Origin of the sequence: Acinetobacter seifertii (assembly GCF_000368065.1) — a bacterium.
Classification (GTDB): domain Bacteria; phylum Pseudomonadota; class Gammaproteobacteria; order Pseudomonadales; family Moraxellaceae; genus Acinetobacter; species Acinetobacter seifertii.
In genome coordinates, this window is sequence record NZ_KB851203.1 from 322,887 (window position 1) to 340,882 (window position 17,996).

11 protein-coding genes and 2 pseudogenes are annotated in these 17,996 nt (G+C 39.8%); 11 read left to right on the plus strand and 2 right to left on the minus strand.

The features are described 5' to 3' along the window. Positions 1 to 55: 55 nt before the first annotated feature. Positions 56 to 1,687, minus strand: a pseudogene (gene ponA / locus F985_RS21605) (penicillin-binding protein PBP1a); the annotation flags it as partial. A gap of 161 nt (positions 1,688 to 1,848) precedes the next feature. Here ponA and F985_RS21610 point away from each other — a divergent pair. Both F985_RS21610 and F985_RS21615 read left to right on the plus strand, forming a co-directional pair. Continuing rightward, complete coding sequence (locus tag F985_RS21610; RefSeq protein WP_004705187.1) at positions 1,849 to 2,907, plus strand: pilus assembly protein PilM; 1,059 nt, start codon at positions 1,849 to 1,851, stop codon at positions 2,905 to 2,907. After that, on the plus strand, positions 2,907 to 3,551 hold the full coding sequence (locus F985_RS21615; protein ID WP_004705190.1) for a PilN domain-containing protein: 645 nt from the start codon (positions 2,907 to 2,909) through the stop codon (positions 3,549 to 3,551). Before F985_RS21610 ends, F985_RS21615 begins: the two co-directional genes overlap by 1 nt. A gap of 87 nt (positions 3,552 to 3,638) precedes the next feature. Here F985_RS21615 and F985_RS21620 read toward each other — a convergent pair whose 3' ends face one another. Beyond that, complete coding sequence (locus F985_RS21620; RefSeq protein WP_001223318.1) at positions 3,639 to 4,340, minus strand: IS1-like element ISPa14 family transposase; 702 nt, start codon at positions 4,338 to 4,340, stop codon at positions 3,639 to 3,641. Between the two features lie 6 nt (positions 4,341 to 4,346). On the opposite strand from F985_RS21620, the gene F985_RS21625 reads away from it, so the two are divergent. The 9 genes and pseudogenes from F985_RS21625 to F985_RS21665 all read left to right on the plus strand — a co-directional run bounded on the left by F985_RS21625 (position 4,347) and on the right by F985_RS21665 (position 17,880). Beyond that, entirely contained in the window at positions 4,347 to 5,084 is a 738-nt protein-coding gene (locus F985_RS21625; protein ID WP_094078918.1) for a type IV pilus inner membrane component PilO, read from the plus strand. Positions 5,085 to 5,094: 10 nt separating this feature from the next. Next, entirely contained in the window at positions 5,095 to 5,622 is a 528-nt protein-coding gene (locus F985_RS21630; RefSeq protein ID WP_004705193.1) for a pilus assembly protein PilP, read from the plus strand. Positions 5,623 to 5,683: 61 nt separating this feature from the next. After that, entirely contained in the window at positions 5,684 to 7,810 is a 2,127-nt protein-coding gene (gene pilQ / locus F985_RS21635) for a type IV pilus secretin PilQ (RefSeq protein WP_004705194.1), read from the plus strand. Between the two features lie 11 nt (positions 7,811 to 7,821). Further along, complete coding sequence (aroK, locus tag F985_RS21640; RefSeq protein ID WP_004705195.1) at positions 7,822 to 8,391, plus strand: shikimate kinase AroK; 570 nt, start codon at positions 7,822 to 7,824, stop codon at positions 8,389 to 8,391. A 28-nt stretch (positions 8,392 to 8,419) separates the two neighbouring features. Next, on the plus strand, positions 8,420 to 9,502 hold the full coding sequence (gene aroB, locus F985_RS21645) for a 3-dehydroquinate synthase (protein WP_004705197.1): 1,083 nt from the start codon (positions 8,420 to 8,422) through the stop codon (positions 9,500 to 9,502). Positions 9,503 to 9,517: 15 nt separating this feature from the next. Next, positions 9,518 to 10,391: pseudogene (locus F985_RS21650) on the plus strand (hypothetical protein). A 461-nt stretch (positions 10,392 to 10,852) separates the two neighbouring features. Then, positions 10,853 to 15,328, plus strand: coding sequence for a glutamate synthase large subunit (gene gltB / locus F985_RS21655; RefSeq protein ID WP_171063681.1), 4,476 nt, complete (start codon positions 10,853 to 10,855; stop codon positions 15,326 to 15,328). Positions 15,329 to 15,397: 69 nt separating this feature from the next. After that, positions 15,398 to 16,819 carry a glutamate synthase subunit beta gene (locus F985_RS21660; protein WP_004705203.1) on the plus strand — a complete coding sequence of 474 codons (1,422 nt, stop codon included), beginning with the start codon at positions 15,398 to 15,400 and terminating at the stop codon, positions 16,817 to 16,819. A 173-nt stretch (positions 16,820 to 16,992) separates the two neighbouring features. Further along, on the plus strand, positions 16,993 to 17,880 hold the full coding sequence (locus F985_RS21665) for a metal-dependent hydrolase (RefSeq protein ID WP_004705204.1): 888 nt from the start codon (positions 16,993 to 16,995) through the stop codon (positions 17,878 to 17,880). The last annotated feature ends 116 nt before the right edge of the window (positions 17,881 to 17,996 follow it).

The window sequence follows — 17,996 nt, forward strand, 5'->3', positions numbered from 1 at the left end:
TCTATTTTATCAAAATTCAACCTGCTTTGTTTCAGCATACTTTTTGAAACACCACCGGAATTTGATCTTCTTGTAAACCAAAATCCATGAATAATTGACGAGTACGTTCAATCCCTACAGTCTGCAAAAGTCTTACTGATACAGTATTACGAGATAAATACAAAGCACGTCGTAATGGGATCATACCTAGGTAACGACCATCAGAGTTCTTTGGTGTCCACTTGCCAATGGTAATCGGACTATCGTTGACCATGGTGTAAGGTGTCATACCACGTTCTAATGCCAAAGCATAAAGAAATGGCTTGATGGTAGAACCCGGTTGACGCCAGCCTTGCAAAGCACGGTTAAATTTTGATTGATAAAAATTATAGCCACCAACAATCGCTTCAATTGAGCCATCATTTGGATTAATTGCAATAAGCTGGCCTTGAACTTTTGGTACTTGAACTAGCGACCATGCAGTTTTAGCTTCATTTGGACGTAAGCGAATAATATCTTTCACTTTAACAATTTGAGATGCACGTGAAGGTGCTCCACCTACGCTATTTGCATTGCGATAGGGGCGGGCCCATGACATACCAGACCATTGCACAGTGACGGTTGAACCATCTTGCATTAAAGCATCAAAAGAGTTGCTATTTACTTTAGTCACTTCTGCGGGGTAGGTGTTAGCATAAGCTCTAAATTGGCTTAATGGTTTATCATGTGCTTCTGCGCCACGCCAACCATGACGTCTGTCATAAGCCTCAAGACCATCTTGTACAGATTTCTCTGCAATAGCCTGACGTTGGGCATTAATGGTCGTATAAACCTTATAACCTGAGTCAATTGCTTGTTCACCAAAATGTTTTACAAGCTCTGAGCGAACCATTTCACCAGCATATGGATGAATATTATTTAAGTCGCGGTTGGGCATATTCAAATTAATAGGCTCAGCCACAGCTTTTTGATATTCCGCTTGAGAAATATAACCGAGTTGCAACATACGGCCTAAAATCCAGTTACGGCGTTCAAGTGCACGTTCAGGATTAACAACAGGGTTATATTTGGATGGCGCTTTTGGTAAACCTGCAATCATTGCCATCTGAGCAATGCTAAGTTCATTAATGCTCTTGTTATAGTAAATTTTGGCTGCTGCTGCGATACCGTACGCATTTTTCCCCAAGAAAATCTTATTGACATAAAGACTTAAGATGTCTTCTTTAGATAAGTTTTGCTCAATTTTCCGAGCCAAAAAGATTTCTGTTAGTTTACGTTTTCGTGTTCTCTCGGGACTTAAATAATAGTTTTTTGCGACCTGCATTGTGATGGTAGAGCCACCAGTTTGCACATCGGAACCAGTCACACTCTCGCTTAAAGCACGACCTAAACCTTTAAAGCTAATACCGCTATGCTCAAAGAAAGATGAGTCTTCTGCAGCTAAAAATGCATGAATAAAAGCAGGAGGAATTTGTTTGTATTCAACCGGTATCGAAAGTTTACCACCATACTCAGCAATAAGTTGATTATCGGCTGTATAGACTTGTAATGGTTTTAGAAGTGGTGCTTTCTTTAATGAACTCATTTCCGGGAGGGTTGGGGCAATATAGAGATACATGCCATAAAATCCCATCGGAAGTGAGACTAAGATAATAATAATGATCAAAAAAATTGGACGCACGAAGCCCAAACTGGATAGCTTTTTCATGATAAGTAAGCTTTAATAAGATCGAATACAAACTAATTGTGGTCAGTATAGCCTTTAGACATGCGGATTGTTAGATGAGATATTGTATCCGTGTAAAAATAAAGACCGAGATTGTTGGTTTGTAATTTTTTTTGGGGATAAAAAAATAATAGGACAATAGTGTGCTCAGGTTATATCGTAAACCTAATAAGGGGTTAATGGGCGTCGATATTAGTTCGACTTCTGTTAAGTTGTTAGAGCTCTCTGTCAAGAACGGTAAATATTGGGTTGAAAGCTATGCTTTGATGCCTTTACCTGAAAACAGTGTAGTTGAAAAAAATATCTTAAATCCAGAAGCAGTAGCGGAAGCATTGGAAAGGGCGATTAACTTAGCAAATCCCCAAACTAAAAATGCTGCAATTGCTGTTCCTACATCGACGGTTATTCATAAAACTATCGAGATGGATGCGGATATGAGCGATGATGAACGTGAAGTTCAGATTCGTGTAGATGCGGAGCAGTATATACCGTTCCCTTTGGATGAGGTGAGCCTAGATTTTGAGGTTCTACCTGACCGACTCGCGAATTCAAATCGTGTAAATGTACTCTTAGTCGCAACAAGAACGGAAAACGTAGAAACGCGCGTTGAGGTTCTTGAGTTGGCAGATTTAAATCCTAAATTGGCTGATGTTGAAAGTTATGCTGTTGAGCGCGCATTTAGTGTGTTTGCTGATAGCTTACCTATGGGTGCAAATACGATAGGGGTTTTAGATATTGGCCATACCATGACAACATTGTCTGTCATGCAAAACGGCAAAATTATTTATACCCGTGAGCAAGTTTTTGGCGGAAAACAACTTACGCTTGAAATTCAAAGTCGTTATGGTTTGTCTTTAGACGAAGCAAGTCGAGCGAAAAAAGATCGTTCTTTACCGGATGACTATGAAATTGAAGTATTAGATCCGTTTCTAGATGCCGTAGTTCAGCAAGCGGCTCGCTCTTTACAATTCTTCTTTTCTTCATCTCAGTTTAACGAAATAGACCATATTCTGCTTGCAGGCGGAAATGCGAATATTCCAGGTCTTGCCAAGCTTTTGCAGCAAAAATTAGGTTACCGTGTCACTATTGCCAATCCATTTTTACAGATGGGTTTTTCTCCTCAAGTCGACGTTCAAAAAATTGAAAATGATGCCTCTTCTTTAATGGTGGCGTGTGGCTTGGCTTTAAGGAGTTTTGATTAATGGCAACAATTAATTTACTACCTTGGCGTGAAGAGCTGAGGGAGCAAAGAAAAAAACAATTTATAACGTTATGCTTTGGGGTGGTTGTGTTAGGAATTACAACCGTATTTGGGGGGTGGTTCTATTTTGATCATAAATTAGATGATCAAGAACAAGCAAATCAACTTATTACAAGTACTAATCAAAACCTTGATCAGCAATTAAAAGCATTAAATGGTTTACAAGAACAACGTGATGCCATCATTGAGCGTATGAAATTGATTCAAGATTTACAGAGTCAGCGTCCAGTCGTGGTAAGACTGGTTGATGAGTTAGTCAGAGTCACGCCGCCTGCAATGTATTTAACGAAATTTAGCCGAACTGGGGATAAATTTACGATTGAAGGTAAAGCTGAAAGTCCAAATACGGTAGCTGAACTACTCCGTAATCTAGAAGCATCTCCTTGGTATCGAAATGCTTTTATGAACTCTTTCTTGGCTACTGAAGATAAAAAAGATAAGGCAGCAAGTTCTCTTCTTCCTAGGGTAGAAGATCATTACGGTAGTTTTGTTGTGACTGTCGATTTAGGGGAAATGGGCATGACCACAGCTGATAATAATGCTGATAAACCAGCCGTAGCTAAAGATACGGGGGCAGCAAAATGAGTCAAGATGAACTTCAAGAATTATCATTAGAGCAAACATCTTCAAAGAACAAGAAATTTAGGTGGTGTTTCAAAAAGTATGCTGACATTAAATGAAGCCATTATTGATGTAAAAAAAGGTTAAGTCGAAAGCTTTAAAATGGTTTTCAATCTTTTTTGAAAAATTACAACTCCTTCTAAAACCACGCCTAATTCGATGCCTTATTTTGCAATTATTACCTTCAATACCTACAGTAAAAAATTTACCAATACTTTGCTTGCAGTTTTTAAAAGCAGTTATGAAACTGTCCCAATGATCACTTGCAATTCGGGTGTAGTGAATACCTAATTGTTTAAGCTTTGTTTTCAATCGTTGAACTGTAGCTAAGTCTCTTTTACCCCAAACATAAGCAACAATCTCACCTGTTTCTCGATGGTAGGCGTAAATAAGCCATTGTTTATTATTTTTATTTCCCACAAAAGTCCAAAACTCATCAACTTCAAGAGACTCATAATGACTTTGTTTAGGCTGAATTTGGTAGGTCGATTCGGTTAAAGTACGTAAAACTTTACCGATACTGATTCGCTCAACTTCAGCGATATCTCGTATACCACTACCTCTGACCATCAACTGTAATATTTTTCGAGTAATGCCTGAATTACATCCTAGATAGCTCAGAGCATGGTCACCAATAAACTGACGTTTACAGTCTTTGCACTGATAGTTTTGTTTCCCATCTACTTTGATGCCATTTTTCTTTATACTGTCACTGAGGCAGGTTGGACATTTGATTTCTAGAGTTATTCGCATTTCTCTATTTTATCAAAATTCAACCTGCTTTGTTTCAGCATACTTTTTGAAACACCACCGAAATTTAATCTCGATAAATTCCTTCAACAATTTAATACGCTGGATATGAACAACTACGGTAGTTGGCCCATATCTGTAAAAATTACTTGTTGGATTTTTATTTTCTTTGCTGTATTAGCCTTGGGTTATTTTATTGCCATTCAGCCAAAGCTACAAGCAATTGATAATGCTCAAGCTCAGGAAAGTAACTTGTTAAACGAATTTCGAGAAAAAGATTCGAAATTACGTAACTTGCAGCAGTATCAAGTTCAACTTCAGGAGATGCAAGCAAATTTTAATCAACAATTAGAGCAGTTGCCTAAAGAAACAGAGATTCCTAGTTTAGTTGAAGATATCAATTTAACGGGTGTGAACTCAGGATTGAAATTTAAAAATATTCGCTTGGAGAATGAAGTAAAACAGGAAGTCTTTATTGAACAACCGATTGCGATAGAAGCCACAGGTGATTATCACGCTTTTGGAGCTTTTGTGAGTAGTATTGCTGCGTTGCCGCGTATCGTAACCATGCACGACTTTACTGTTGATGTATCTCCAGCTAAAGACAGCAAGTCAGATATTCCTGTATTGAACTATTCTATTAAAGCGAAAACCTATCGTTATGTAGAAGCAACAGATACAGCGAAGCAATCGACCCAAGCTCCAACAACACCTGCTTCAACTAGCGCTAATGTTCAGCCGAAATAGGAGAGTTATGATGAAAATTAAGCAAATTACTCTTTATATTTTGGCTTGTGCTGCGCTTGTAGGATGTGATTCAAGAATTGATGCAGTCAATCAGCAAATGGCAAATATCCGTAATCAACCGCCGCTAGCTATTGAACCAGCACCTATTTTTACTCCTGTACCACAATTTAATTATGCTGCTCATCAATTAAAAAGTCCATTTATGCCAAGCTCACTGGCTGCTGAACTCAAAATTATGGCTGGAAAACGTGTTTATCCAAATTTCTCACGTACGCCACAGCCATTAGAAAGCTATGCACTTGAGGCTTTAAGTATGAAAGGAAGCATGCGGAATAGTCGTGGTCAAATATTAGCTCTCATTCAGACGCCAGATCATCAAGTTGAACGCGTACAAGTGGGCAATTATATGGGCATGAATCAGGGCCGTATTACCCAGATTAGTCCGACTCAGATTGATTTGGTCGAGATTGTGCCAGATGGTCGAGAAGGCTATGTCGAAAGACCGAGAACATTGGTCTTGATTGGGCCTGCACCCTAATATTTAGGGAATAACAACGAAAAAGTATTTTTAAAGATTATTTATTGGGGATGGTCAGACAATGAATCAGGTATTCCGTCAGTTTTCTATGGGGGCTGTAGCGATTGCAATTATGCAGGCTGCATCTGCACAGGTCAGCATGACCAATATTGTACCAACGCAAATTGCAGGTCAGGGTACAGAAATTAGAGTCATGTTTAATGGTTTGCCTCCACAGCCACAAGCTTACCAACTTGAAAACCCTTCGCGTTTAATACTAGATTTTGATAAAGCGCAACAAAGTTTAAAGCAGTCTAAAATTGCTGTTGCAACGAATGAAGCAAGTTCCGTTGATGTGACTTCAGATGATGTACGTTCACGCTTAACTGTAAATCTAAAAGATGCTGGTGCTTTTACAACGCGCGTGGAAGGCAATACTTTTATTCTAAAAATTAATTCAGCTCAAACAACGAATAAACCGATACTAGCAGCTACCGCACAACCACAAGGTGTTTCAAATATTGGCTTTCAGCGTGGTAGTCAGGGAGAAGGTTTAGTTGTTGTCGATCTTTTGGGAAGTAATACACCTGTAGATGTTCAACAACAAGGCAGTAAGGTTGTTATAAGAACATTAGGTACAAAGATTCCGACACATTTAGCACGTCGTTTAAATGTAAATGATTTTGCAACGCCCGTATCAAGTATCGATGCTTATAATGAAAAAGGTGCTGGTGTAATCACAATTCAGTCATCTGGTAGTTATGAATATATGGCTTATCAAGCTGAAAATAAGCTCACTATTAGTTTGAAACGTCCACAAGATAAAAGTACATCAGCTTCGTATAAAGCACCAAGTTATTCTGGTAATAAGCTTTCATTAGACTTCCAAGACATTGAAGTGCGTCGTGTATTACAGTTGCTTGCCGATTTTACAGGCATCAATATGGTGGCTGCTGATAGTGTGCAAGGTAACATCACGCTACGTTTGAAAGATGTACCTTGGGATCAAGCACTAGATATTATTTTAAAAACTAAAAATCTTGATAAACGTCGTAATGGAAATGTAATTTGGATTGCTCCTGTTACTGAATTAATTAAAGCAGAAGATGATGAGGCAAAAGCCTTAGCTCAAACGATTAAGTTAGCGCCAATCCAAACAGATTATATTCGTTTGAGTTATGCAAAAGCGACTGATGTGCTTAAGTTGATTGAAGATACTCGTGATGGTAAAGGTGCAGTTGCAAATCGTACCGCAAACTCTGATTCTCTTGCGTTGGAGAGCTTATTAAGTTCACGTGGTAGCGCTGTTGCTGATACCCGGACTAATACTTTGATTGTAAATGATACAGCACAAAATATTGATAAAGTTCGTAAAATGATTGAACTACTTGATGTGCAAGTTAAGCAGGTGATGGTTGAAGCGCGTATCGTCAGAGCGTCTACGTCATTTACTAAAGAACTTGGAGTTAAGTGGGGTATTCTTTCACAAGGTATTACTAATAATAAAAATTTATTGGTTGGTGGTAGTGAAACAACTTTATGGAATTTACGTGACCCTAAAAAAGATGAAACTACTGGAGGCTATAAATATACCATCGAACGTCCAGATAACTTAAACGTTGATTTGGGAGTCTCTAATCCGGCGGGAAGTATTGCCTTTGGTCTTATCAGTATGTCTGATTTTATGTTAGATCTTGAACTCTCAGCTTTACAGGCTGATGGTTATGGTGAAGTCATTTCAACCCCTAAAGTCATGACTGCCGATAAGCAAACTGCAAAAGTTGCCACGGGTCAACAAGTTCCTTATCTAACGACAACGATATCTGGTGCGGGTTCAGCAGCCACAACATCATTTAAAGATGCTCTTTTAAGTCTTGATGTTACACCTAGCATTACGCCTGACGGTAAAATTCAAATGAAATTAGATATTTCTAAGGATTCTGTAGCGGGTGAAGCGCCAAATGGTGAGTTAATTCTGAATAAGAATAATATTAATACCAATGTGCTGGTTGATAACGGAGAAACCGTCATTTTGGGTGGTGTATTCGAGCAAACAACGACAAATACCCAAACTAAAGTTCCATTCTTTGGGGATATTCCTTTAGTTGGGCGTTTATTTAGAAAAGATGTAAAGTCTGATGATAAACAAGAGTTACTGATTTTCGTAACACCACGAATTGTTAATGACACTTTGGCGAGAAATCATTAATATATTTTTCAATGAAAGCAATTGAAATAGGTGGCGCCTTGCCAAGCAAAGCGTTTGAAACCCTACCAAATATTTATTTGGTAGGGCCCATGGGGGCAGGAAAAACAACCGTTGGACGTCATTTAGCAGAACTATTAGGGCGTGAATTTTTAGATAGTGATCATGAAATTGAGCGCAAGACAGGGGCTACTATTCCTTGGATTTTTGAAAAAGAGGGAGAGGTTGGGTTCCGAACTCGTGAAACTGTGGTTTTAAATGAGCTGACCTTACGTAAAGCGTTGGTTTTGGCAACAGGTGGTGGCGCAATTACCCAAGCGCCTAATCGAGAATTTTTAAAGCAACGCGGAATAGTTATTTATCTCTATACACCTGTCGAATTACAATTACAAAGAACCTACCGCGACAAAAACAGACCATTATTACAAGTTGAAAATCCTGAACAGAAATTGCGAGACCTATTAAAGATCAGAGACCCTTTGTATCGTGAAGTTGCACATTATACGATTGAAACGAATCAAGGCGCTGCACGTGATCTCGCACAAAAGATTTTGCAACTTATTCTATCGAACAAGCTAAAATAGACAAACTGACTAGTGGTTTTATAAATTCATGCAAACATTACATGTTGAATTAGGCGAACGCCGTTATCCTATTTTTATTGGTAGTCAACTTGACCCGAAACAATTACTAGAGCCTTATATTCATGGTCAACAGGTCATGATAGTCAGTAATGTGACGGTTGCGCCTTTATATTTAAGCCACTATCAGGAAGCTTTAAAAAGTTTAGGTAAAACAGTTGCGACTTGTATTTTGCCTGATGGTGAAAAATACAAAGATATTCAACATCTAAATTTGATTTTTGATGCATTACTTGAAGCTGGTTTTAACCGTGATTGTACCGTTTTAGCTTTGGGTGGTGGCGTGATTGGTGATATGGCTGGTTTTGCATCTGCTTGTTTCCAGCGTGGAGTTTACTTTGTTCAGGTTCCTACCACATTACTTTCACAAGTAGATTCAAGTGTTGGTGGAAAAACAGGAATCAATCATCCACTTGGTAAAAATATGTTAGGTGCTTTTCAACAGCCGCAAGTTGTTCTGGCTGATATGGCACAACTCAATACATTACCAGAACGTGAACTTTCAGCAGGTTTAGCTGAAGTGATTAAATATGCTCTTTTAGGTGATGTCGATTTCTTGGTATGGCTTGAAGAAAATATGGATGGGCTTGTTGCGAGAGATGCTAATTTACTTGCAGAAGCTGTCTATCGTTCATGTGCTCACAAAGCGCGTATCGTTGCGAATGATGAAAAGGAACAAGGTGAACGTGCTTTACTTAATTTAGGCCACACTTTCGGTCATGCGATTGAGTCATATCTTGGTTATGGTACTTGGTTACACGGTGAAGCTGTTGCAACCGGTATGATCATGGCAGCAGATTTATCTCAGCGTTTGGGCTGGATCTCAACTGAAGATGTAGCACGTACAAAAAAAATCATTCAACGTGCGAATTTGCCGATATCATGTCCACAAATTCCATTGGATGATTTCCTTGGATACATGGCGCATGACAAAAAAGTTCTCAATGGGCAATTACGTTTGGTGTTATTAAAACAACTTGGACAAGCTGTCATTACTAAAGACTTTGATGTCGAATTGATGAAGCAAGCTATTTTGGCAAATCAACACGGATAAAAAATAAGGTAAAGCATGACTGTATCACGTACACTTTGGCAGAATGTTCAACAATATATCTGGTTGGTTGGTGGTATTGCCTGCTTATTCCTTGCTTTTATTTTTTGGGTAATTACCGATAGTAAGAAGTTGGTTGAAGTTGAAAAGTCAGCTGATTCTGATGCGCCTGTTCAAATTCAACCAGAGAAAGTTGCTACGACACCTAACTTAGGTGCTTTAGCTGATGAAGTTCGTCCACTTGATCTAACAACTCGTACAGTTGCATCTGGTGAGCATGAGCCAGAGTTTCGTGGTACGAAATTTATTAACGAAAATAAAAAACAATGGACGCTTGAGATATTTAGAGCCTCTGATGAAGACATCATTAAAAACTTTTTAAAAAATCGTAGTGATCGTAATAAATTTATTTATTTTCGCTTAAGTGGTGAACAGCAAGCGGAGCAGTATGTTTTGGTTTATGGAACCTTTAAACGCTCAGACGATGCAATTCAGCAGTTAACGCAGATTAACCTACAATTGCCTGAGTCTATTAAGCCTCAGCCACAACAGTTCTCAAGTTATGCTCCTTTGGTCAATGATTTGGGTGCAGATGAGATGAAAGGTGGGAATAATCAGCTTTATGAGGTTCGTCTGCGTCCAGCCGCTCTACCTACAATTGATGAATCATTATTGATGGCTGGATCAACTAATGCCGCAGTTAATGTTCAGCCGAAAGCTCCAGCAACCAATTCAGCCACTAATACCACTATTGTTCGCCGTGATGCTCAAGGAAATGTAGTGGATGTACAACAATCGAATTCAAATATTGATCAACCGAATAAGCCAGCTCAAACACGGTCAAACGATGTTCAATAAAAATGCCTCAAATAAGGGCGGGAAAAGGAGATAATTTGCTCAATAATATGCACAATATTAGTGCAAAATAGAATCTAATAATATTTTTTGACCATATCTGGTGCATATTTAGTCATTTTTTGGTGTGATAACGCGAATAAAATAGATATATTTATATTGAATATAAGTACTTAGATTAATTTTTATTATATGGCACACTTTTTGCTTTATTGTTGTGCTTATTAATGTGCTGCAAACTATTTTAGCCCTCTAAGAAGTGAATTCTATGCAGAGTCGTGGGGTCGAACTGCTTTAAAAGAGTGCGAAATAAGTCAAAACATTTTTCTAGCAAAAACCAGTGTACGTAAAAATGGAACAGCGTATATTGGCTTATCAGCCCAAAATTTTTTATTTGCGAAACATTGAGCTAACTATCATCGGTAGGCACTATCGCAAAAAGAAGTTGTTTGTTTGACGCTCGAAAGAGCATTATTGAAAGAAGGGTACGCTATGCACATGCCATCGCCTAATACTGTAGCTCCCGCTCAAGGTTTATATCAGCCTGATGAGTTTAAGGATAACTGTGGTTTTGGACTAATTGCCCATATGAAGGGTGAATCAAGTCATCATCTAGTAGAAACCGCGATTCACAGTTTAAGTTGCATGACGCACCGTGGTGGTATTGCCGCAGATGGCAAGACGGGAGATGGTTGCGGCTTATTATTGGCGATGCCAAAGCAATTTTTCCGTGATGAAGCAAAAAAACTAAGTGATATTACACTCAGTGAAATTTTTGCTGTGGGTACGGTATTTTTAAATATTGATCCAGCATTAGCACAGCACTCTAAAAATATTTTAACGAAAGAAATCGAGTCAGAAGGTTTACGTGTACTTGCTTGGCGTATCGTTCCTACAAATAACGATGCATTAGGTGAAATTGCGCTTCAATCTTTACCAGCTTTTGAACAAGTCATTGTGAACTGTCCAATGGGTGTAACTGAGGTTGAATTTAACCGTAAGTTATTCTTGGCGCGTCGCCGTGCGGAACAACAACTCCAAAAAGATCCGCTATTTTATGTGACTACACTTTGTTCAACAGTCATTAGCTATAAAGGCTTGATGATGCCTGCGGCAATTGCTGAGTTCTATACAGACTTGGCAGATGAGCGCTTAAAATCGCATATTGTGGTATTCCACCAACGTTTCTCTACAAATACATTACCGCGTTGGCCTTTGGCTCAGCCATTCCGTTACCTTGCGCATAATGGTGAAATCAATACCATTACAGCAAACCGTAACTGGGCATTGGCACGTACGCCTAAATTTGAAAACCCATTATTACCTGGTCTTACTGAGCTTAATCCGATTGTAAACCGCACAGGTTCAGACTCTTCAAGCCTAGATAACATGCTTGAGATTTTGGTGGGTGGTGGTATGGATTTATTCCGTGCATTACGCATGCTCGTTCCACCAGCTTGGCAAAACGTTGAAACTTTAGATGCAGACTTACGTGCATTCTATGAGTTTAACTCTAAGCATATGGAAGCTTGGGATGGTCCTGCCGGTCTTGTTATTCAAGATGGTCGTCATGCGATTTGTATGCTTGACCGTAATGGTTTACGTCCTGCACGTTGGGTAATTACCAAAAATGATTACATCACCTTAGCATCTGAAATCGGTGTTTGGGGCTATGAACCTGAAGATGTAGTTTCTAAAGGCCGTGTAGGTCCGGGTCAAATTTTGGTAGTTGATACCCTAACAGGTAAAGTACTCGATACTAAAGATGTGAGTACACATTTGAAAAACATGCGTCCGTACCGCGAATGGCTACGTGATCATGCAATTCGTTTAAAAGCAGACCCAGAACTTGAAGAACAACTTGTTGATAAAGGTTTAACTGGTGAGGCATTAAAAGTAGCTCAAAAAATGTTTATGGTGACATTTGAAGAGCGTGACCAGTTATTACGCCCAATCGCTGAAAGTGGACAGGAAGCAGTAGGCTCTATGGGTGATGATACACCTATGGCTGTATTGTCTCGTCAAGTACGCCATGTGACAGATTATTTCCGTCAACAGTTTGCACAAGTAACAAACCCACCAATTGACCCGCTACGTGAGTCAATTGTAATGTCGTTAGAGACCTGTTTGGGTCGTGAGCAAAATGTATTTGAGCAAGGCCCTGAGCATGCTGATCGTATCATCATCTCTAGTCCAGTATTGTCAAATTCAAAAATGCAGCAAATCCGTAGCATTGAGCGTCCGGGTTATGAAGCAGTTGATATCAACTTAAACTATGCCGAAGAAGAAGGTTTGCAAGCTGCGATTACACGTATCTGTGAAGAAGCGGCGCAAGCAGTTCGTGATGGCAAAACTTTAATTGTCTTAACAGATAAAAATGTCAGCCAAGGTTTATTACCAGCAAACGCAGCACTTGCAACAGGTGCGGTACACCATTACCTCATTAAAACTGGTTTGCGCACTGATGCAAACATTATGGTTGAAACTGGTTTTGCACGTGATCCGCACCAATTTGCGGTATTACTTGGTTTTGGTGCGACTGCTGTTTACCCATACCTTGCATATGACGTCATCAATGACTTGATTGCTAAAGGTGAGCTTTTAGGTGATCCGATTCATGCACAAGCAAACTTCCGTAAAGGTATTGAGAAAGGCTTATTAAAAGTTCTTTCAAAAATGGGTATCTCTACAGTTGCTTCTTACCGTGGTGGTCAGCTTTTTGAAGCAGTAGGCTTATCTTCTGAAGTTGTGGATCAGTGTTTCTTGGGCGTTCCAAGTCGTATCCAAGGTGCAACTTTTGTTGATCTTGAAAATGATCAGAAAAAATTAGCAGCAACAGCTTGGTCAAGTCGTAAACCAATTGATCAGGGTGGTTTGCTTAAATTCGTATTTGGTAAAGAGTACCATGCGTTTAACCCAGATGTGATTAACTCACTACATAAAGCGGTTCGCTCTGGTAAATACGAAGACTTTAAAGAATATGCTGAATTGGTAAATAACCGTCCAGTAGCGACTATTCGTGACTTATTTAAGTTAAAAACAACTAATCCGATCCCAGTTGAACAAGTTGAATCGGTTGAAGAGATCTTGCCTCGTTTCGACTCGGCAGGGATGTCTTTAGGTGCGCTTTCTCCAGAAGCTCATGAAGCGATTGCAATTGCGATGAACACCATTGGTGGTCGTTCAAACTCTGGTGAGGGTGGTGAAGACCCTGCGCGTTACGGCACAATTCGTAACTCGAAAATCAAGCAAATCGCATCTGGTCGTTTCGGTGTAACACCTGCATATTTAACTTCTGCTGAAGTATTGCAAATTAAAGTTGCTCAAGGTGCAAAACCGGGTGAAGGTGGTCAGTTACCAGGCGGTAAAGTAAATGGCTTGATTGCGCGTTTACGTTACTCAGTACCGGGCGTGACACTTATTTCACCTCCGCCACACCACGACATTTACTCAATTGAAGATTTGTCTCAGTTAATTTTTGACTTGAAACAAGTTAATCCGAAAGCAATGGTATCTGTGAAGTTGGTATCTGAACCAGGTGTAGGTACGATTGCTGCTGGTGTTGCAAAAGCTTATGCGGACTTCATTACCATTTCAGGTTATGACGGTGGTACTGCTGCATCTCCGCTTTCATCAATTCACCATGCAGGTTCGCCATGGGAACTTGGTCTAAGTGAAGCGCATCAGGCACTTCGTGTAAATGACTTACGTGGCAAAGTACGTGTACAAACTGACGGTGGTTTAAAAACTGGTCTTGATGTGATCAAGGCTGCAATTTTAGGTGCTGAAAGTTTTGGTTTTGGTTCAACACCAATGATCGCTTTAGGTTGTAAATACCTCCGTATTTGTCACTTAAACAACTGTGCAACTGGTGTTGCAACTCAACAAGATCATTTACGTCAAGAACATTATATTGGCGAGCCAGAAATGCTCATTAATTTCTTCCACTTTATTGCGGAAGAAACTCGTGAATGGTTGGCAGCATTAGGTGTTTCTTCATTGAAAGACTTAATTGGTCGTGTGGACTTGCTTGAAGTATTACCGGGTGAAACTGAAAAACATGCTCACCTTGATTTAAGTGCATTATTAACTTCTCATCCTTCTGCTGAAGGTAAAGCGCAGTATTGTGAAGTTCAAGGTAATGCGCCATTTGATAAGGGTATATTGGCTGAGAAAATGGTTGCAGAAATGCTTCCTGCAATTGAGTCAAGTGCAGGTGGTCAATTCAACTTTAACGTCGTGAACTGTGACCGTTCAATTGGCGCACGTGTATCGGGTGAAATTGCTCGTCGTTATGGCAACTTGGGTATGGAAGCACATCCAGTTGTAATGAACTTAACAGGTACAGCTGGTCAGTCACTTGGTGTATGGAACGCTGGTGGTTTGCATATCCGTCTTGAAGGTGATGCAAACGATTATGTAGGTAAAGGTATGGCTGGTGGTCGTATCTCGATCTTCCCACCAAAAGGTTCACCTTTCCAAACCCAAAATACAGCAATTATTGGTAATACCTGTTTATATGGTGCAACTGGCGGTAAGTTATTTGCAGCTGGTACGGCAGGTGAGCGTTTCGCAGTTCGTAACTCTGGTGCGTTCGCTGTTATTGAGGGTGCAGGCGACCACTGCTGTGAATACATGACTGGTGGTGTTGTGACTGTGCTTGGAAAAGTGGGTCATAACTTCGGTGCAGGTATGACAGGTGGCTTTGCTTATGTACTTGACCTCGATAATGACTTTGTAGATTACTACAACCACGAGTTAATTGACTTAACTCGTATTTCAACAGAATCTATGGAAGATCATAAAGAGTTCTTGTTGCGTATTATTGACGAGCATATCAAAGAAACAGGTAGTGCTTGGGCTTATAAAATCCGCAATGAGTTCGACTTCTACAGCCGTAAATTCTGGCTTGTAAAACCAAAAGCTGCTAACTTGCAATCGCTTTTGAAAACTACACAAGCTGACCCACAATAATTCCACGACTGCAAAGACATAGGCAGGTGCGGGCAACAGTGAAATCCGCGCCTACCCACGGAGAGAGACATGGCAGAACGCCTAAATAATGACTTTCAATTTCTGGATGTACCACGTCAAGATCCAGAGAAAAAAGATATTACTGTCCGCAAAGCAGAATTTGTGGAAATTTATAAACCTTTTACTTCGGAAACAGTCACTAATCAGACACACCGTTGTTTAGGTTGTGGTAACCCTTATTGTGAATGGAAATGTCCAGTACATAACTACATTCCAAACTGGCTCAAACTCATCGCTGAAGGTCAAATTTTCCAAGCTGCTGAGCTTTGCCATCAAACAAATACCTTACCTGAGGTATGTGGTCGTGTATGTCCGCAAGACCGTTTGTGTGAAGGCGCTTGTACCTTAAATGATGGGTTTGGTGCGGTCACTATTGGTAATGCTGAAAAATATATCAATGACACAGCTTTTGCTTTGGGTTGGCGCCCAGACATGTCACATGTGAAGTGGACAGGTAAAAAAGTTGCAATTATTGGTGCAGGTCCAGCGGGTCTAGGCTGTGCAGATATTTTAGCTCGTGGTGGTGTTAAGCCAGTTGTATTCGATAAGCGTCCTGAAATTGGTGGCTTGCTGACATTTGGTATTCCAGAATTCAAAATGGAAAAAGATGTCATGAAACGCCGCCGTGAAATTTTCACAGGTATGGGTATCGAATTCCGTTTAAATACTGAAATTGGTAAAGACGTCACTATTGATGAATTACTTGCAGAATATGATGCAGTATTCATGGGTATGGGAACTTACACTTATATGAAGGGTGGTTTCCCTGGTGAAGATCTTGATGGTGTTTATGATGCACTGGATTTCTTGATCTCTAACGTAAACCGTTGTCAAGGTTGGGAAAAAGATCCAAGTGAATATATTAGCTTAGATGGTAAAAAAGTTATTGTTCTAGGTGGTGGTGATACCGCAATGGACTGTAACCGTACTTCTTTACGTCAAGGTGCTCACGATGTAACTTGTGCATACCGCCGTGACGAAAGCAACATGCCAGGCTCTGCACGTGAAGTAAAAAATGCCTACGAAGAGGGTGTGAAATTCCTATTCAATCGTCAACCGATCGAGATTGTTGGTGAGAATGGCAAAGTGACAGGCGTAAAAGTGGTGACGACTCAAATGGGTGAACCAGATAGTCGTGGCCGTCGTAGTCCTGAGCCAATCCCAGGTTCTGAAGAAGTATTACCAGCTGATGCAGTTTTATTAGCATTCGGTTTCCGCCCAAGCCCAGCAGACTGGTTTGGTAATGTAAATATCAATCTTGATGGTTCAGGCCGTGTTGTTGCACCTGAACAGCAAGAATTTAAATTCCAGACATCAAATCCAAAAATCTTTGCTGGTGGTGATATGGTCCGTGGTTCAGACCTTGTGGTTACAGCAATCTGGGAAGGTCGCCAAGCTGCTGAAGGTATTTTAGATTACCTTGGTGTTTAATCTAAAAAATCATTACTAAAGTTTTTGATAAAGCCTGCGATATGCAGGCTTTATTTTTTGCCATTAATCGGTTTGACGTTTTTGGCAAATACAATAAGCTTTTTTGCCCTTTTTAGTGCCTAAGTCCCACGACATACTCAAAGCTCTCTTCTTCAATACAGTAGGTGTTGAGCATGAACATCGCAGGTATGACGGCAGAAAAATCATATTTAAATCGTCGAAAAGCGTTGGGTATTACGGTGCGTCGGCTTGAGTTTAATCCTCAAGCAATCAAGCGCTATTATTTTGCAAATTCGCCTTTAATGTCCCATTTTTTAACTGCACTCTCTTCAACATTTCCAGTTGGAGAACAGTTTTTTGTAAATAGTGTGCGCAATGTACGCGACAAAGTTTCAGACCCTCAACTACAGGCACAAATTGCAGCTTTTATTGGGCAAGAAGCAATGCATTCAAAAGCGCATGGTGAATTTAATGAGGCTTGGCGCCGTGATGACTATAATTTGGATCGTTTTCAAGCGTGGTTAAATGAACGTGATAAATACTTAAGGACAATTCCACCTAAGCTACAGCTGGCACTGACATGTGCATTTGAGCATTTTACGGCTTTGCTTGGAGGATATATTTTACAGCATCCTGAACTACTAAAAACTTTAGATCAAGATGCTCTAAAGCTTTGGGTCTGGCACGCTATTGAGGAAATTGAACATCGTTCAGTTGCATTTGATGTCTATCAACATGTTTATGGCGATGACCGTATTCGCCGTTTACTCATGCGTAGTGTCACTACAGGATTTGCGAGTCTTGCTTTCTATGGTACAACGCGATTATTTTGGCAAGATAAATGGAAAAGCTTGCCTAAAATGGGAGGAAATATTTTTGGCGTATATTTGCTTGTTAAAATGATTATACAACTGACACCAGAATACTTTGCTTATTACAAAAAGGACTTTCATCCGAGCCAAAAAAATTATGGCCAGATGGTCGATTACTGGAAGAGTTATTTGGCCGATGAATACCAAATGACAAGTTTCCAAAAGGAAACAAGGTTAAGACCAAGCTAGAATAAAAACCGGATTTAAAGATCCGGTTTTTTTAAATCTATAAAATAAAAGCAACACAATAATGCCAAATTCATCATACAATCGAGACAAGAGGTTAAAAATATAAAGAAAAACTT

Excerpts from the sequence above, each read along its gene's own strand:
- F985_RS21620 (WP_001223318.1), bottom strand. The coding sequence starts at position 4,340 with ATGCGAATAACTCTAGAAATCAAATGTCCAACCTGCCTCAGTGACAGT.
- gltB (WP_171063681.1), top strand. The coding sequence starts at position 10,853 with ATGCCATCGCCTAATACTGTAGCTCCCGCTCAAGGTTTATATCAGCCT.
- aroB (WP_004705197.1), top strand. The coding sequence starts at position 8,420 with ATGCAAACATTACATGTTGAATTAGGCGAACGCCGTTATCCTATTTTT.
- F985_RS21660 (WP_004705203.1), top strand. The coding sequence starts at position 15,398 with ATGGCAGAACGCCTAAATAATGACTTTCAATTTCTGGATGTACCACGT.
- aroK (WP_004705195.1), top strand. The coding sequence starts at position 7,822 with ATGAAAGCAATTGAAATAGGTGGCGCCTTGCCAAGCAAAGCGTTTGAA.
- pilQ (WP_004705194.1), top strand. The coding sequence starts at position 5,684 with ATGAATCAGGTATTCCGTCAGTTTTCTATGGGGGCTGTAGCGATTGCA.
- F985_RS21630 (WP_004705193.1), top strand. The coding sequence starts at position 5,095 with ATGAAAATTAAGCAAATTACTCTTTATATTTTGGCTTGTGCTGCGCTT.
- F985_RS21665 (WP_004705204.1), top strand. The coding sequence starts at position 16,993 with ATGAACATCGCAGGTATGACGGCAGAAAAATCATATTTAAATCGTCGA.
- F985_RS21615 (WP_004705190.1), top strand. The coding sequence starts at position 2,907 with ATGGCAACAATTAATTTACTACCTTGGCGTGAAGAGCTGAGGGAGCAA.